This window comes from Streptomyces gardneri (genome assembly GCF_006539185.1).
In the GTDB taxonomy this organism is placed as follows: Bacteria; Actinomycetota; Actinomycetes; order Streptomycetales; family Streptomycetaceae; genus Streptomyces; species Streptomyces gardneri.
In genome coordinates this window covers 65,361-82,005 of the sequence record NZ_BJMN01000040.1, presented here as the reverse complement: position 1 = coordinate 82,005, position 16,645 = coordinate 65,361, and the positions used below count along the sequence as shown (strand labels likewise).

The window sequence follows — 16,645 nt, the reverse complement described above, 5'->3', positions numbered from 1 at the left end:
TATGAACCATATGAACCACCCCGCCGTCGCCCGGCCCAGGGGCCCGTCTCAGTCGAAGCGCAGGTCGGCGAGTTGCCGTTCGAGGACGGTGATGTCGTCCTCGGGCTCTTCACTGACCGGGCGCGCCGCCATGAGCGCGGCGAGCTCGACGCCCGCCCGGCGGACGCGGCCGGGAAGGCCGTCGGTGTACTCGTCTCCCCCCGAGCCCCAGTCCTCGGAGGCCGCGAACAGGGCGGTGGGGACGACGACGGCGCGAAGGTAGGCGAAGAGCGGGCGCACGGCGTGCTCCAGGACCAGGGAGTGGCGGGCGGTACCGCCCGTCGCCGCGATCAGGACCGGCTTCCCGGAGAGGGCGTCCGGATCGATCACGTCGAAGAAGGACTTGAAGAGACCGCTGTAGGAAGCCGCGAACACGGGAGTCACCACGATCAGGCCGTCAGCCGCCGTGACTGCGTCGATCGCGGCGCTCAGTCGCGGCGGCGGAAACCCGGTCACGAGGCGGTTGGCGATGTCGCCGGCCAGTTCCCGCAGCTCCACGACCTCGGTCGACGGCGCCTGTCCCTGGGCAGCGAGTTCGTCGCGGGCCGCCTCGGCCAGCCGGTCCGCGAGCAGGCGGGTGGAGGAGGGGGTGCTCAGCCCCGCGGAGACGACGATCAGTTTCATGCGGCGGACACCTCCCGGACGGCTCGAAGGGACGCGTGCGTGGGGGCCTCCGGCACGTCGGCCGGACGTCCCTTCGCGAACTCCCTCCGCAGGACGGGCACGACCTCTTCGCCGAGGATGTCCAGCTGTTCAAGGACGGTCTTCAGGGGTAGGCCCGCGTGGTCCATCAGGAACAGCTGGCGCTGGTAGTCGCCGACGGTCTCCCGGAACGACAGGGTCCGGTCGATGACCTGCTGGGGAGAGCCCACCGTCAGCGGGGTCTGCTCGGTGAAGTCCTCCAGCGACGGGCCGTGGCCGTACACGGGAGCGTTGTCGAAGTAGGGGCGGAACTCCCGCACGGCGTCCTGGGAGTTCTTGCGCATGAAGACCTGTCCTCCCAGGCCGACGATGGCGTCCTCCGGCCGGCCGTGGCCGTGGTGCGCGAACCGGCGCCGGTAGAGCTGCACCATGCGCCTGGTGTGGTCGGCCGGCCAGAAGATGTTGTTGTGGAAGAAGCCGTCGCCGTAGAAGGCGGCCTGCTCCGCGATCTCCGGAGACCTGATGGATCCGTGCCAGACGAACGGCGGGACGCCGTCCAGCGGCCGGGGTGTCGAGGTGAAGGCCTGGAGCGGCGTACGGAACGTGCCCTCCCAGTCCACGACGTCCTCGCGCCACAGCCTGCGCAGCAGCGCGTAGTTCTCCTTGGCGAGGTTGATGCCCTGCCGGATGTCCTGGCCGAACCACGGGTAGACCGGACCGGTGTTGCCGCGCCCCAGCATGAGGTCGACCCGGCCGTCGGCCAGGTGCTGGAGCATCGCGTAGTCCTCGGCGATCTTCACCGGGTCGTTGGTGGTGATGAGCGTCGTGGACGTGGACAGGATCAGCTTCTCGGTGCGGGCGGCGATGTAGCCGAGCATGGTCGTCGGCGACGACGGGACGAACGGCGGGTTGTGGTGCTCGCCTGTCGCGAAGACGTCCAGGCCGACTTCCTCGGCCTTGAGGGCGATGGCGACCATCGCCTTGATGCGTTCGCGTTCCGACGGAACACTGCCGTTGGTGGGGTCGGGGGTCACGTCCCCGACGGTGAATATGCCGAACTGCATGGGGTGTCTGCTCTCCTGAGCTCGGCCGGTTCCCGCGCCGGGAACCGGGGCCGGGGTGACGCCGGGGGCTCCGGCGTCACCCGGCGGGGCAACGGTGCGGCGTCACTTCGCCAGGAAGGCGAGGAGGGCGGTGTTGACCTCATCGGCGTGGGTCCACAGCAGGCCGTGCGGGGCGCCCTCGATCTCGACGTAGTCGGCCGACGGGAGCGCCTTGTGGAACGGGCGCGCGGTGCCCTCGGCCGGAAGGATGCGGTCGGCGGTGCCGTGCAGGATCAGGGCCGGCACGTCGACGGCCGGGATGTCGGCGCGGAAGTCGGTGTACCAGGTCGACGGCGCGGCGGACGCGGCGAAGGAGCCGCCGCGGGCCGCGGTGTTCCAACTGTTGCGGACCGCTTCCTCGCTGATGCGGGTGCCCAGGTTCTCGTCGAGGTTGTAGAAGTCGTTGAAGAAGGCGGTGTAGTAGGCGTAGCGGTCGGCCTTGACGGCGGCGACGATTCCGTCGAAGAACTCCTTCGGGGCGACGCCGGCTGGATTGTCGTCGCTCTTGAGCAGGCAGGGCTCCAGGGAGGCCAGGAAGGCGACCTTGGCGACGCGGGCGGAGCCGTACGTGGACACGTAGCGGGCAACTTCTCCGGTGCCCATGGAGAAACCGACCAGGACGGCGTCCTTCAGGTCGAGGGTCTCCAGCACGGTGTTCAGGTCGGCCGCGAAGGTGTCGTAGTCGTAGCCGATGGTCGGCTGGGAGGACTGCCCGAAACCGCGGCGGTCGTACGTGATCACGCGGTAGCCGGCATCGAGCAGCGCGGCGCTCTGGCGCTCCCAGGAGTGGCCGTCGAGCGGAAAGCCGTGGATGAGGACGACCGGCTGCCCGGCACCCTGGTCCTCGAAGTACAGCTCGATGGGGTTGGTGTTCTCCTGGCCCACGGTAATGAACGGCATGGGGATGCTTCCTCGATTCGGGTCGGCTGGTCCGCGCGTCGAAGCGGCGCGGTATGCCCGTCACGTTAGGACCGGTCCCGCGCCTCCTGTTGACGCGCCGCGCACCACACCTTGCACGCGGGCGCAGAGGTCACTCAGTCGCCGGTCGCCGTTCCGGCGTCGCCCTCCGCGAGCACGATCCGGGCCAGGTGGACCCTTGAGCGCACCGAGAGCTTGCGGAAGATCGACGCCAGATGGGTGTTGACCGTGTGTGGGGAGACGACGAGGGCCTCCGCGGCCGACCGGTTGGTGTGACCCGCGGCGATCAGCCGGGCCACCTTGCGTTCCGAGGCCGTGAGCGCTTCCCAGCCCTGGCCGAGGCGCGGCCGGCGGCCTCCGGAGCGTCGGCCGGTACGGCTTGTGGCCCGTTCCAGATCGGCCCGGACCCGGTCTGCCTCGGCGTCGGCCCCCGCCTGGGCGTAGATGTCGTGCGCCCTGGTCAGGGTGGGTGTCGCAGCGGCGTCGCCTGCCGCAAGAAGAGCGCGCCCTAGGTCGGCGGATGCGGCGGCGAGGGGCAGCGGCCGGGGGCCGGTGAGGAGGATGCGGACCGCCCGCTCCAGGAGTCCGTGGTCGGCGTTCACCAGGCCGGCCGCGTGGGCGGCCGTCCCTTGTGCGGTCGGCACGGAAGGGTTACGGGTGGCGTGTTCGGCGGCCTGGGCCGCGAGGTCCTCGGCCAGGTTCCGGTCCCCGCCGCGCAGGGCGATCCTCACGGCCTGGACGACATGGGGGCGCAGGAGCCGCCATCGGAGGAAGGGATGGTCACGCTGCACGGATCGGACCAGTTCGGCCGCTGTCGCGTGGTCGCCGTCGCCGTCGGCGACGACGGCCTCGAAGTACTGGTGCGTGGCGTGGTTGCCCGTGTTCGGCCGCTCGGCCACGGTCGCCCGCACGACGTCCAGGTGTTCCCGCGCGGCTTCGCGGTCGCCGCGCAGCATCGCGAGGAGGCCGCGGTTGACGCGGATGTTGACCAGGTTGCCGGGCACGTGGAGATCCGCTTCGAGCCGCTCGGCGGTGACGAGGTCGGCGTCCGCGTCGTCGAGCCGGCCTAGCCCCATGTTCAGGGTTGCCTGGGCCCAGATCAGCATGGCGGGGCGCAGGGGAGTGTCGCCCGCAGCCCGGAGCAGTCGCCGTACGGTGTCGAAGTCGTCCATGTGGATCCGGGCGACGGCCTCCTCGGGCAGGAATGCGGTGTCGAACACGCTCAGCGCTGTGTGGTGTTCGGCGGCGGCCGCGCAGTCGCCCGCGTTGAGGGCGATCTCGCCGAGGCCCCACAGCGCGAGGACACGGGCCTCCCGGTCACCGGACCGCTCCGCCTCGGCGAGTGCCCGTTCGCCGGTCTCGCGTGCGGCGCCGAGGTCGCGCCCGCGGGACCGGGCGAGGGCCTGTCGGGCGGTGAGCCGGGCGCGGATCGTCGGGTCGGTGACGGCTGCCAGTGCTGCCGTCGACCGTCGGGTCAGCTCGTGGATGTCGTCGAGGTGCCACAGCGTGTCGCCGAGTACGGACTGCAGTCGGGCGAAGACGTCCAGGGGCGGCTGCCGGGCGAGCAGCGTGTCGCCGGTATCCCGTGCCTGGGTGTACCGGCCCGCGCGGGTCAGCGCGACGATGGCCCGTTCTCCCACGTCGAACACCATGGACGCATGGGGCGGTACGAGTTCCAGGGCGCGTACGGCCAGGTCGGCGGCGAGGTCGGGCATCACGGCGATCACGTCCGTGGCGGCCGTGCCGAGCAGCCCGATCGCCTCCTGGTCGCCGGGTTCGGCGCTCTTCAGCAGATGCGGCACCGCGTCGGTGGAGCTCCGGCCCGCTGCGACGAGCCGGCTCGCGGCCTCCCGGTGCAGCGCCCGGCGTACGGAAGGGGCGAGATCGGCGTACACCGCCTGGCGGAGCAGGTCGTGGCGGAACAGGAGGCGTTCGCCTTCGTCGTGGAGGAGGGCGGCCGCGATCGCCTCGTCCACTTCGGCGCTGAGTCCGGAGGCGGGCCGGCCACACAGGGCGGCTGCGTCCGCGAGCGAGAACGCGCGGCCGAGGACCGAGCCGATCCGCAGGAAGTGGAGGGTGTCCGGCCGGAGGTCGGCCAGCCGGTCGCGTACACCGAGGACCAGCCGCTCCGGCGGCTCCGGCTCGTCCACGCCCGCGCCCGACGCCGCTATGCCCATGAGCATCTCGGCCGCGAGGAAGGGGTTGCCTCCCGCCCCGTCGAGAAGTTCCGCGACCTGCGTCGGCACGTCCCCGCCGAGGACGTCCCGTGCCAGCTCGGCCAGGGCCGTGTCGGACAGCGGCCGGAGGGGGAGGGTCGTCGTCCGCGGCCCCTGCCCGTACAGTTCCGGGTCGTTCCTGCCCGTGAGCAGCCAGAGGACGGGGGAGCTGAGCAGCCGTGCCGGCATGACACTCAGGGCGAACCGGCTCAGCGGGTCGGCCCATTGGACGTCGTCGACCGCGATCAGTACGGGTGTGCCCGCCGAGCGTTCCTCGATCAGCTGGGCGAGTCGTTCGACGAGCCAGATGCGCTGGTCGTGATGGCCCGCAAGGTCTGCGAAGTCCGTGCTGGACAGCAGCGGCGGGTCACCGTGCAGGAGGCCGGAGGCCAGTGAGGCGAGCGGTGCCAGCTCGTGCAGTTCCTCGGCGCGTCCATGGCTGACGACGAACCCGTGAGCCCGCGCGACCGAGACGGTCTCCTGCAGCAGTACGGTCTTCCCGATCCCGGGCTCGCCCAGGAGCATCGCGATCGCCCCTCCTTCGCCCTCGCGCACCGCCTCGATCAGGGCGCGCAGCCGCTGCAACTCGGCTTCGCGGCCCCGCAGCCCCGGCCGGCTCAGCGCCGTGCTCCCGGGCACCGTCGTGCCTTTTCCCTCGGGCCGGTCGAGGCTCATCCCTTCACCGATCCCGCGAGCAGTCCCCGTGCGAAGTGCCGCCTGAGGGCGATGAAGACGAGCAGCGGGACGAACGCCGCCACGAAGGCTCCTGCGGTGAGCCGCTGCCATTCGTTGCCGTACGTCCCGGCCAAGCTCGCCAGTCTGACCGTCATCGGCGCGGTCTCGGCCGTTCCGCCCGACAGCGTCAGTGCCACGAGGAGGTCGTTCCATACCCAGATGAACTGGATGATGGCAAAGGTGACCAGGGCCGGGCGGGCCAGGGGCAGCACGACCCGGAGCAGCAGCGTCCCGTGCGACGCCCCGTCGACGCGGGCGGCCTCGATCAGGTCCCGGGGCAGCCCGGCCAGGAAGTTGTGCAGGAGGAACACCGCGAACGGCAGCGCGAAGACCGTGTGGGCGAACCAGACGTGGCCGAACCGCGCGGGACCGGTGAGGTTCCACGCGGGCAGGAACAGCCAGCCTTGGGAGAAGAGCTTCAGGAGGGGGACGAGCGCCATCTGGAGCGGCACGACCTGGAGCGCGAAGATGCCGACGACGAGCGCGTCCCGCCCTCTGAAGTCGATCCACGCCAGGGCGTACGCCGCGAAGAACGCCAGCACGAGCGGGAAAAGCACCGAGGGAAGCGTGATGACGACGGAGTTGACGAAGTACTCCGAGAGCCGCCCCGACCCGTTCCCGCCGCCGGACAGCACCTCGCCGTAGTTGTCGAGCGTGAGGTGCGGCGTGCCGAACACGGTCCACCAGCCTGTCGTCTTGATCTCCTCCTCGGGGCGGAACGAGGAGAGCAGCAGGCCGAGGGTCGGTGTCGTCCAGAGGACCGCGATCACCACGGCGATCGGCGTGAAGGCGCGGGAGGCCAGACGCTCCCGGACGCCGTTCACGCTGCCCTCCGCTGTGCCCGGACCTGGTGGGCGACGAAGGGCGTGACGAGGACGAAGAGGAGCACGGCGAGTGCCGCACCGCGGCCCGTCTCGCCGTAGCGGAAGGCCTGGTCGTACATCTCGTGGGCGATGACGCCCGTGCCGAACTGTCCGCCGGTCATGGTCTTGACGATGTCGAAGGCCTTGAAGGTGCCGATCGCCTGGGCCAGGACCACGACGAGCAGAGTGGGCCTGATCGACGGCATGGTGATCCGCCAGAAGATCTGCCGGGGGGACGCGCCGTCGAGTCGGGCCGCCTCGGTCAGCTCTCCGGGAACGGCCCTGATCGCGCCGGCCAGCACGAACGCCGCGAAGCCCGCCTGTGTCCACACCATCACCACGATGAGGAACAGGACGTTCCAGGGAGAGTCCACGAGCCATTGCCTCGGTTCGCCGCCGCACGCGACGACGAGCTGGTTCAGCAGCCCGATCTGCCCGGCCTCCGCGGGACGGTAGGCGTAGACGAACTTCCAGACGACACCCGCGCCGACGAAGGAGATCGCCATCGGCATCAGGACGAGGGACAGCGCGAACGCTCTGAACCGCGACCGTACGACGGCCGCCGCGTAGAGCAGACCGACCGAGGTCGCCAGCAACGGCACGAGCACCACCCACGCCAGGGTGTTGCGCAGCACCACCAGCGCCCGGGGGTCGGTGATCATCCACACGTAGTTGTCGAAGCCGGCCCACGCGTCTCCCCCGCTGTCGGTGAACGACAGCACCAGGGTGCGCAGACCGGGCAGGAGGAGACCCACCGTGAGCAGCAGCAGCGCGGGGGCGAGCAGGAGAAGGGCCGCGGCCCTTCTCCGAACCGGACCCCGGTGCAGTGCAAGCAGGATCAGGGAGACCACCGCCGCGAAGGCGGCGACGCCCTGGAGCAGGTACAGCAGCTTGGGCTGCTGGGCGACGGCGTCGAACGACATCAGTGGCTCGGCCAGGACCGTTCGATGGAGTCGGCGACCTGCCGGGTGTTCGCGCCGCCGATCCAGTCGACGGCTCCCTTCCAGAACGTCCCGGCGCCGACCGACGCGGGCATCAGGTCCGAACCGTCGAACCTGAACTGTGTCCTGGGATCCTGGAGCAGCTGGATCGAGAGCCTGTCGACCGGTGTCGCGGCGTTCGCCGGATCCACGCCCCTGTTCGCCGAGACGAACGGGCCCTTCTTCATACGCGCGTTCGCGAAGTCCCCGGAGGCCAGATACTCCTGGAAGGCCCGCACTTCGGGACGGTCGGCGAACGCCGCGGTGAACACCCCACCACCCAGTACGGGCCGGCCCGCCGGGTCGGCCCCCGGCAGGAGGAAGGCGTAGACGTCCTTGTCCGGTCCGATCTCGGTGCCCTCAGGCCACAGACCGGCATAGAACGAGGCCTGGCGGTGCATCGCGCAGTCGCCGGAGAGAATCGGTGTGCCGGCCTCCTGGAAGGAGATCGACGCCATCGACCGGGCCGGGCCGAAACCGCCGTTGGCGTATCGGTCGTTCCTGAGAATCGACCCCACGGTGTCCATGGCCTTGATCACCCGCGGATCGTCGAACGGGATCTTGTGGGCGACCCACTGGTCGTAGACGTCCGTGCCCTGCTGGCGCAGCAGGACGTCCTCGATCCAGTCCGTCACGGGCCAGCCGGTCGCCTCGGCGGACTCGATGCCCGCGCACCACGGCTTGACACCCGACGCCGCGACCTTCTCCGTCACGGCCATTAGCTCGGACCACGTGCGGGGAAGGCTCAGCCCTCTGTCGCGGAAGAACTTCGGCGAGTACCAGACGAACGACTTGACGTTCGCGACCAGCGGCGTGCCGTAGAGGGTGCCGTTCACCGTCGCGTAGCTGTTCCAGTCAGCCGACCATCCCTGCTTCGCGAGGGCCACGACCCCGGCACTCGCGGGCTTGAGCTTCCCCGCCCGCGCAAAGCGTTCCAGGAGCCCGGGCTGAGGGAAGAACGCCACATCCGGCGCACTCCCGCCGTCGACCCGGAGCTGGATCTGGGCCTCGAACTCCCCGTCGCCCTCGTACTGGACGTCGATTCCCGTGCAGTCCGCGAAGTCCGCCCAGGTCTCTTCGAACAGGTCGGCCTCCCGGTCCCGGTTCTCCGCGTAGACGGTGACCTTGGTGCCGGGGTGCTCGCCGTACCTGGCGTACGGCCCACAGTCCACGGCGGTGTGCGACTGCGAACCACTGCCCTGCGGAACACCGCAGGCGGTGGCAAGGGCGGCGAGGGCGATGCCGGCGAGCGCGAGCCTCGCGCCGAACCTCATGGGTGTAGCTCCTCCGATCGCCCGCCGAAGGGTCCTCAGGGGCGATCAGAAGCTACCAGCGCTCGAACAATATCGACTAATCGTTCTAACCAGAACGATCGGGTCAGTGGGCGGTGGACCGGGCCGCGTCCTGTATCAGCTCCGCCACGGCCTTGGGCTGGGCAAGCATGACCAGATGGGAGGAGTCGACCTCCACGGTGGTCATGCCGGCGCGCTCGTACCCGTAGCGCTCCACATCGGGGTTGATCGTGCGGTCGGAGGAGGCGACCATGCCCCACGAGGGCTTGGCCTTCCACGCCGCGACAGGCGCCGCCTCCGAGAAGGCACGTGCGGCCAAGGGGCGCTGGGAGACGGCGAGCACCGCGGCGAGGTCGGGGTCGACGTCCGCCGCGAAGAGGGCGGGGAACTTCTCGATCTGCACCGAGACGTCGGTGCCGGTCTCGGTGGAGCCGGCCACCGGGAACGGGGTGTAGACGAGCGCGTCGGCGAGACCGGAGTCGGGGAAGCGGCCCTGCAGCTCGCCCAGGCTCTCGCCCTCCTCCAGCGCGTATCCCGCGAGGTACACCAGTGCGCGGACGTTGTCCTCCACGCCGGCGAGGGTGATGACGGCACCGCCGTAGGAGTGGCCGACCAGGATCACGGGGCCTTCGATGGCGCGGATCACCGAGGCGATGTACGCGGCGTCGTCGACGAGGCTGCGATTGGGCACGGCCGGGGCCACCACTTCCATGCCGGCGGCGGCCAGTTCGGGGATGACGCGGGCGAAGCTGGAGGCGTCGGCGAAGGCACCGTGGACCAGGACGGCGGTGGGGCGGGCGTGTCGGGGCATGGGGAAACTCCTCAGTGCGTGATGGGGGATGCGGGAGGCGCATGTGTGGTGTTCGTGTGGTGCTTCACAGGCCGAAGCGGGCGCGCCTCGCCTCGGGCACCAGGTCGGTGTACTCGGGGTGCTTGCCGATCCAGCCCCGGATGAAGGGGCAGTACGGCAGGACACGCAGCCCTCGGGCCCGAGCGTCGTCGAGGACCCCGCGGGCGAGCAGCCCGCCCAGGCCCCGGCCGGCGAACCGGCCGTCGATCTCGGTGTGGATGAAGGCGATCTCGCCCTCCGAGAGGTGGTACTCGGCGAAGCCCGCGGTCTCGGCGCCGTCCTCGCCGGCGAGGATCTCGTACCGGGACTTCTCGGGCCGGTCGGTCACTCGGGGTTCCATGCGTGCTCCTGTGCGGTCGTGGTGTGACGGGGGCGGTGGCTGCGTTCAGAGGGTGCGGCGTACGCCCGCCTGGCGTTCCAGGTTGCGGAGCTGGACGGACAGGTCGCCCTCCACGGCGAGGTGGGCGGGGCCGCTGCGGCCGATGGGCAGAACCTGCTCGCTGCGCATGTCCTCGAGCATCAGGGCGAACGCCGTGTACATCGCGACGACCGCCACCAGCAGGCCGAGCACCCCGGACGTGCGCGTCAGCCATTCGGCGCCGGTGACGCCCGCGAGGCCGGTGGCCGCCCAGCGGGGCAGGGAGACCGCGAGGACGAGCCACAGCGCCCGCTTGGGCCCGGTCACGGCGGTCATCAGCGCGCCGAAGCAGAGGAGTGCCAGGTTGAAGACGCCGAGGACCTTCAGGCCGTCGGCCGCACCGCTGAGCATGATCAGCGAGTAGGGAAGCCAGCTGCCGGCGAACACCGCCATCAGGGTCGCCCCGATCACGTCACGGGCGCCGAAGGCCAGGAAACTGACCAGGAGTTGGAGGACGAAGGCCGGCAGCACGGTGAGGGCGACGGCGGCACGGGCCTCCTCGCCGAGGATCCCGAGCTGGAGGCAGCCCGTCATCACGGACGCGATGGCGATCGTGAAGAAGCCGAGCGGCATGGGTGAGGCTATCGGGCGCAGGTTGATCCGGGTCATCGACCGGAGGTCCGGCTCGAAACGGCGTCCCGGGGGGACGTCCGGCGGGGTGGCCCGGGCGTCGTCGCCACTGTCGGCGGTGGGTGAGGCGGTACTCATCGTGTGGATCTCTCTCAGTGCTCGAAGCAGGGGTCGACGAACGACGGCTGTGTGTCAGGGACGGAGCCGCGCGCGACGCGCCACCGGCGGTGCTGCTCGGACTCGGCGACGGCCTCGGCCACGAGCGAGGCCTGACGGGCACCGCTCTGGTAGCCACCGAAGTGAGCCACGGGGCTCCACTCGGGGCTCACCGGCGGGACGGCCTCGTCGAGACCCTCGTACTCCGCGGTCGCATAGACGATGCGGCCGCCGACGACGGTGAGGACGGACTCGATGTCGGGGATGACGGCCTCGGGCACGGTGAGGTAGTCGTCCGACAGGATCGCGAGGTCGCCGTAACACCCCTCTCGCAGAGTGCCCTTGACGTCCTGTTCGCCGGTGAGTTCCGCCCCGCCGCGGGTGTAGAGGCCGAGGGCGGTCTCCCGGTCGATCAGGTTGCTGGCTGGGTAGAGGGCCGTGCCGCCGACGGTGCGCCCGGTGACCAGCCAGTGGAGTGCGACCCACGGGTTGTACGAGGAGACGCGGGTGGCGTCCGTACCGGCGGCCACCGTGAGGCCCCGGTCGAGCATGGCGCGGACCGGCGGGGTGTGGGCGGCTGCCTCTGCGCCGTAGCGGTCGCGGAAGGCTGTGCCCTGGAAGGACATGCGGTTCTGCACGGACACGGCGCCGCCGAGGGCCGCGATCCGGTCCAGGCTGTCGGCCGAGACCGTCTCCGCGTGGTCGAAGAGCCAGCGGTTACCGCCGGGGAAGAGCCCTTCGGCCGCGAGCTTCTCGAAGACGGCCAGGTCACGGCGGATCGTCTCGTCGTAGGTCGCGTGGAGCCGGAAGCCCCAGCCGTTCTCAAGGAGAAGCCGGACGGCGCTCTCGAATTCGGTCTCGTACCCTGCGGCAAGCTCGGGCCGGGGCTCGGAGAAGTTCTCGAAGTCGGCGGCGGCCCAGGTCAGATTCTCTCCCGCGCCGTTGAGGCGGAGCCACTCGTCCCCGTCCCCGGGCTTGACCATCTCGGTCCAGCGCTTCAGGTCGGCGAGCTCCTGCCCGGCCGTCTGCGGGAAGAGGTGGTAGGCGATCCGGAGGGTCAGCTCCCCCGACCTGGCGAGGTCGGTGACCGTCGCGTAGTTGTCGGGGAAGTTCTGGAAGCCGCCGGCGGCGTCGACCGCGGACGTCAGTCCGAAGCGGTTCAGCTCGCGCAGGAAGTGGCGCGTCGACGTCCGCTTGTCGGCCTCGTCGAGAGCAGGTGCCTTGGCCAGCGTCGAGTACAGGACGAGAGCGCTCGGCGCCGCGAGGAGGACGCCGTTGGGTTCGCCGTCCCGGCCCCGGACGATCTGCCCGCCCCGGGGGTCGGGGGTCTCCCGGGTGAACCCGGCCGCCTTGACCGCGGCTCGGTTCATCAGCGCCGACTGGTACAGGTGCAGGACGAAGACCGGGGTGTCGGGGGCGGCGGCGTTCAGCTCCGCGACGGTCGGCATCCTGCGCTCGGCGAACTGCTCGGCGGTCCAGCCGCCCACCACCCGGATCCACTGCCCCTTCGGGGTGCGGCCGGCCTGCTCGCGCAGCATCGCGAGGGCGTGTCGAAGGCTTCGTACGCCGTCCCAGCGCAGCTCCAGGACGTAGTTCAGGCCGCCCCGGATGACATGCAGGTGCGAGTCGTTGAGGCCGGGGATCACCCGGCGGCCGAGGGCGTCGACGACCTTCGTGCCCGGCCCGACGAGGTGGGCGAGGTCGTGGTCGTCGCCGAGGGCCGCGACCCTGCCGTCGCGGATCGCGACGGCACGGGCCTCGGGTCGGTCGGAGTCACCGGTGAAGACCTTGGCGTTGCGGACGAGGAGGTCGGCGTGCTCGTGCTCCCGACGCGGGGCGGGGACGAGGCCCACCACCGGCATGCTCGTCGACGGCCCGGTCATGCGAGGGCCTTGCGCAGGATGTCGGTGGCGATTCCGATGGCGAGCTCCGCGCCCCGCGTCTCGCGCAGCGCGTTCAGCATGACGAAGTCGTGGATGACGCCCTGGACGCGCAGGGCGGTGACGGGGACGCCCGCGGCACGCAGCTTCGCCGCGTACGCCTCGCCCTCGTCGCGCAGGACATCGGCCTCGGCGGTGATGACCAGGGCGGGCGGCAGGCCGGTCAGCTGCTCGGTGGTGGCACGCAGGGGGGATGCGGTGATCTGCGCACGCTCGGCCTCCTCGGTCGTGTACTGGTCCCAGAACCACTTCATCGCGTCGCGGCGCAGGAAGTAGCCCTCGGCGAAGGCGTGGTACGAGTCGGTGTCGAAGCTCGCGTCGGTCACCGGGTAGAAGAGGACCTGCTGGACGAGCGTGACGTCGCCGCGCTGCTTGGCCATGAGGGTGAGGGCGGCGGTCATGTTGCCGCCGACCGAGTCGCCCGCGACGGCGATCCGGGTGCCGTCGAGGTCCTTGTGGTGTCCCTCGCGGGCGACCCACTGGGCGACGCTGTAGTTCTGCTCGACCGCGACGGGGTAGCGCGCCTCGGGCGACAGGTCGTACTCGGGGAAGACCACGGCCGCCCCGGTGCCGACGGCGAGTTCGCGGACGAGCCGGTCGTGGGTGTGGGCGTTGCCGAAGACCCAGCCGGCGCCGTGGATGTAGAGGATGACGGGAAGCGGGCCGGTGGCGCCGCGTGGGCGGACGATCCGGGTGCGGACGTCGCCGGTCGGGCCGCCGTGGACGGTGGTCCACTCCTCGTCGACGTCCGGCAGGGGGACGCCCTCACCGTTCTGGACGTCGTCCACGGCCTTACGGCCTTCGGCGACGGGGATCTGGTAGAGGTACGGCGGCTGGGCGGTGGCGTCGGCGAAGGCCTGGGCTGCGGGTTCGAGGACCGGACGGTTCTTCATGAGGGGCTCTCCTTCAGGGGTTGTACGGGGCGGGTCGGAGCGTCAGCGGGTCGCCCGCACGGCGGCGAGGATGACGTGGGTGACCACGGCCGGGCGGGAGACCGCCACTGCATGGGACGCGTCCACTTCGGTGATGTGCGAACCGGCACGCCGGGCCATCCACCGTTCGGCGGCGGCCGGGATGTTCTTGTCGGCGGTGGCGATCAGCGCCCAGGACGGGATCGTCTTCCAGGCCGCCTCCCCGGCCTTCTCCTCCAGCGCGGCGGTGGCGACCGGGCGCTGGGTCGCGGCCATGACCGCCGCTTCGGCGGCGGGTACGTCGGCGGCGAACTGCCCGTGGAACTTGGCTCGTTCGATGACGAGCTCGGTGCCGGTGCCACCGCCGGGCAGCGGGTACGACCGCGGGTTCACGGTGTCGCCGAGGGTGGAGCCCGGGAACTTGGCGGCGAGCTCGGCCGCGCTCTCCCCCTTGTCCGGGGTGAACGCTGCGATGTAGACGAGGGCCTTCACGCGGCTGTTGCCCACTGCGGCGCCACTGATGACGGCGCCGCCGTAGGAGTGGCCGACCAGGACGACGGGCCCGTCTACGGCGGCCAGCACGCTGCGCAGGTAGGCGGTGTCCGCGGCGAGACCGCGCAGCGGGTTGGCGGGCGCCAGGACGGGGTAGCCGGCGTGCTGCAGCCGCCGGATCGTGCCGCTCCAGCTGGAGGCGTCCGCGAACGCTCCGTGGACCAGGACGATCGTCGGCTTGGGGTCGTGCCGGTCGGTGTCGGCCGCGGCCGGGCGGCTCGCGGGTGCGGCGGGTACGGCGCCGATCAGGGCGGCCAGCGTCGCGGGCATGGCGAGGGCGAGGGTGCGCCTCGTGAGCTGCATGGGTGGGTGTTTCCTTGTCGGGTGGGGAAGCGTGGGGGTGTGCTCGGTCGAGCGGGAGGGGTGCGCCGCTCGGGCGGAGGGAGTGCGCCGGCCGGGCGGACGGGACCGGGCTCGGGAGAAGGGGGCCAGGCCTCAGAGGCCGTACGCCTCCAGGAGCCGGAGCCAGACCTCGCTCACCGTCGGGAAGGCGGGCACGGCGTGCCACAGGCGCTCCAGGGGGACCTCACCCACGATGGCCACGGTGGCCGTGTGGATGAGCTCGGTCGCCATCGGACCGGTGAGCGTGCAGCCGACGACGACCCCTCGGGTCTCGTCGACGACGAGCTTGGCGAGGCCGCGGTAGTCGTCCGCGTGCAGCGCGGCACCGGCGACGTCGTCGATGCGGTACTCGACCACGCGTACCGCGAGACCCGCTTCGCGTGCCGCGCGTTCCGTGAGACCGACGCTCGCGACCTCGGGACGGGTGAAGACGGCCTGCGGGACGGCGACGTGGTCGGCTTCCGCGCTCCACTGCTGCCGGCCTCCGGTGACGGCCGGGCGCCCCGCGGCTCGCTCGGCGATCGCCGCCGCGCAGGCGCGGGCCTGGTACTTGGCCATATGGGTAAGCGGCGCACGGTGGTTCACGTCGCCGACGGCGTAGAGCCAGTCGCCCTCGACTGCCGTGACGCGACAGGTGTCGTCGACCGGGAGCCAGTCGTGTGCCGCCAGTCCGACGGCGTCCAGTCCGAGGTCCGCGGTCCGCGGGCGCCTGCCGACGGCGACCAGGACCTCGTCGCAGACGAGAGCGGTGCCGTCGTCGGTGTCCACGGTCACCGCGCGGGTGGCCTCGTCACGGGCGACCCGGACGGCCGACACCCCGAAGCGGATCGCGACGCCCAGATCGCTCAGACCCCGGGCGACCTCTTCGCCGGCGCACGGCTCCCAGCCGATCAGAAGGGCCTGGTCGCGGACCAGCAGGGTGACGGAGGAGCCGAGTGAGCGCCACGCGGTGGCCATCTCGCAAGCCACCGCTCCCCCGCCGATGACGACGAGCCGCTCGGGCACCGCGTCAGCCGTGGTGGCCTGCCGGTTGGTCCACACACCGATCCGGTCGAGCCCCTCCAACGGCGGAAGGGCGGGTTCCGTGCCGGTGCAGACCACGACCGCGCGCCGGGCCCGTAGGGTACGGACCGTGCCGTCGGGCCCCGTCACCTCCACCAGGCGCTCACCGGCGAGCCGTCCGTGCCCCCGTACGAGCGCGATGCCCGCGCCTTCGAGCCAGTCGGCCTGGCCGGTGTCGTCACCCCGCCCGGTGAAGCGGTCACGGCGGGCCAGGACGCGCTCCGGGTCGAGCGCCGCCGTGACCGCCTGCCGGGCCCCGTCGACCGAGCGGGCCTCCGCCCGGGCGGCATCGGGTCGCAGCAGGGCCTTGCTCGGCACGCAGGCACGGTAGGAGCACTCGCCGCCGACCGTGTCGGCCTCGACGACGACGGCGGTCAGCGCGGACCGGACGAGCCGGTCGGCGACGACTTCGCCACCCGGCCCGCCGCCGAGCACGACGACGTCGTACGTGTCCATCAGCCGCGCACCAGAGGGGTGTCCACGAGGTGCTCGGCCAGGAACCACACCTGCGCCTCGCCGGAACGGATGACATCGGAGACGAGCAGGTCGGCGCTGCCCTCGTCGCCCTCCCCGGAGAGCCGGGCGGCGGCGTCCCGGGCGTCGATCAGGATCCGCTCGTGCGCGTCGAGGAGCCGCGACAGCATGACGGGAACCGGCTCCACGCCGTCCGGCGGCCGGGGGATCGACGTCAGCTCCGCGACGTGACGCGGGTCTCCGACCGCGACGCCGCCGAGGCTCTGGACCCGCTCGGCCAGCGCGTCCACGATGGCCAGTTGGGCCTCCGCGTGCTTGTCCAGCATCAGGTGGAGCGAGTAGAAGGTCGCCCCGCGCATGAGCCAATGGTGCTTCTTGTAGAGGGAGTACAGGATCTGCGTGTCGGCGAGTACGCGGTTCAGCCGCTGGCAGGCGTACATGCGAGTGTCGTGGCCGAGGCCGATCGGCAACTGCTTGAGCGTGCCGAACGCCTGGGTCTCGGCGCCCTTCTGGTGCAGCAGCGGCTGGCCGCCGCCGTGCGGGGTCGTCAGGGTGTCCATCGAGTGCTCCTGTTCGGGAGAG

Annotated in this window: 15 protein-coding genes; all 15 read right to left on the bottom strand. The window is 71.3% G+C overall.

Translation table 11 applies throughout. The annotated features are described in order from the left end of the window. Positions 1 to 48: 48 nt before the first annotated feature. Complete coding sequence (locus SGA01_RS28810; RefSeq protein ID WP_141299901.1) at positions 49 to 663, bottom strand: FMN reductase; 615 nt, start codon at positions 661 to 663, stop codon at positions 49 to 51. Next, entirely contained in the window at positions 660 to 1,745 is a 1,086-nt protein-coding gene (locus SGA01_RS28805; RefSeq protein ID WP_141299899.1) for an LLM class flavin-dependent oxidoreductase, read from the bottom strand. Before SGA01_RS28805 ends, SGA01_RS28810 begins: the two co-directional genes overlap by 4 nt. A 102-nt stretch (positions 1,746 to 1,847) precedes the next feature. Further along, positions 1,848 to 2,684 (bottom strand): alpha/beta fold hydrolase, encoded by an 837-nt coding sequence (locus SGA01_RS28800; protein ID WP_141299897.1) that lies wholly within the window; start codon positions 2,682 to 2,684, stop codon positions 1,848 to 1,850. Positions 2,685 to 2,818: 134 nt separating this feature from the next. Beyond that, positions 2,819 to 5,593 (bottom strand): helix-turn-helix transcriptional regulator, encoded by a 2,775-nt coding sequence (locus SGA01_RS28795; RefSeq protein ID WP_141299895.1) that lies wholly within the window; start codon positions 5,591 to 5,593, stop codon positions 2,819 to 2,821. Further along, positions 5,590 to 6,477 carry a carbohydrate ABC transporter permease gene (locus SGA01_RS28790; RefSeq protein ID WP_141299893.1) on the bottom strand — a complete coding sequence of 296 codons (888 nt, stop codon included), beginning with the start codon at positions 6,475 to 6,477 and terminating at the stop codon, positions 5,590 to 5,592. The genes SGA01_RS28795 and SGA01_RS28790 overlap by 4 nt, the downstream gene beginning before the upstream one ends. Continuing rightward, positions 6,474 to 7,439: a carbohydrate ABC transporter permease gene (locus SGA01_RS28785; RefSeq protein WP_141299891.1), complete on the bottom strand. Its 966-nt coding sequence runs from the start codon at positions 7,437 to 7,439 to the stop codon at positions 6,474 to 6,476. The genes SGA01_RS28790 and SGA01_RS28785 overlap by 4 nt, the downstream gene beginning before the upstream one ends. Then, positions 7,439 to 8,770, bottom strand: a complete 1,332-nt coding sequence (locus SGA01_RS28780) for an ABC transporter substrate-binding protein (protein WP_141299889.1) — start codon at positions 8,768 to 8,770, stop codon at positions 7,439 to 7,441. Before SGA01_RS28780 ends, SGA01_RS28785 begins: the two co-directional genes overlap by 1 nt. A gap of 103 nt (positions 8,771 to 8,873) precedes the next feature. After that, positions 8,874 to 9,599, bottom strand: a complete 726-nt coding sequence (locus SGA01_RS28775) for an alpha/beta fold hydrolase (RefSeq protein WP_141299887.1) — start codon at positions 9,597 to 9,599, stop codon at positions 8,874 to 8,876. Positions 9,600 to 9,663: 64 nt separating this feature from the next. Continuing rightward, complete coding sequence (locus SGA01_RS28770) at positions 9,664 to 9,978, bottom strand: GNAT family N-acetyltransferase (RefSeq protein WP_141299885.1); 315 nt, start codon at positions 9,976 to 9,978, stop codon at positions 9,664 to 9,666. Positions 9,979 to 10,023: 45 nt separating this feature from the next. Next, entirely contained in the window at positions 10,024 to 10,764 is a 741-nt protein-coding gene (locus SGA01_RS28765; RefSeq protein ID WP_141299883.1) for a GPR1/FUN34/YaaH family transporter, read from the bottom strand. A 14-nt stretch (positions 10,765 to 10,778) separates the two neighbouring features. After that, positions 10,779 to 12,665, bottom strand: coding sequence for an amidohydrolase (locus SGA01_RS28760; RefSeq protein WP_141299881.1), 1,887 nt, complete (start codon positions 12,663 to 12,665; stop codon positions 10,779 to 10,781). Beyond that, the gene (locus SGA01_RS28755) at positions 12,662 to 13,615 is read right to left on the bottom strand and encodes an alpha/beta hydrolase (protein WP_141299879.1); all 954 of its coding nucleotides are present in this window, start codon (positions 13,613 to 13,615) and stop codon (positions 12,662 to 12,664) included. The genes SGA01_RS28760 and SGA01_RS28755 overlap by 4 nt, the downstream gene beginning before the upstream one ends. Positions 13,616 to 13,657: 42 nt before the next feature. Continuing rightward, positions 13,658 to 14,488, bottom strand: a complete 831-nt coding sequence (locus SGA01_RS28750) for an alpha/beta fold hydrolase (protein ID WP_141299877.1) — start codon at positions 14,486 to 14,488, stop codon at positions 13,658 to 13,660. Positions 14,489 to 14,620: 132 nt separating this feature from the next. Beyond that, positions 14,621 to 16,045: a dihydrolipoyl dehydrogenase family protein gene (locus tag SGA01_RS28745; RefSeq protein ID WP_141299875.1), complete on the bottom strand. Its 1,425-nt coding sequence runs from the start codon at positions 16,043 to 16,045 to the stop codon at positions 14,621 to 14,623. Next, the gene (locus SGA01_RS28740) at positions 16,045 to 16,623 is read right to left on the bottom strand and encodes a Dps family protein (RefSeq protein WP_141299873.1); all 579 of its coding nucleotides are present in this window, start codon (positions 16,621 to 16,623) and stop codon (positions 16,045 to 16,047) included. Before SGA01_RS28740 ends, SGA01_RS28745 begins: the two co-directional genes overlap by 1 nt. Positions 16,624 to 16,645: the final 22 nt, after the last annotated feature.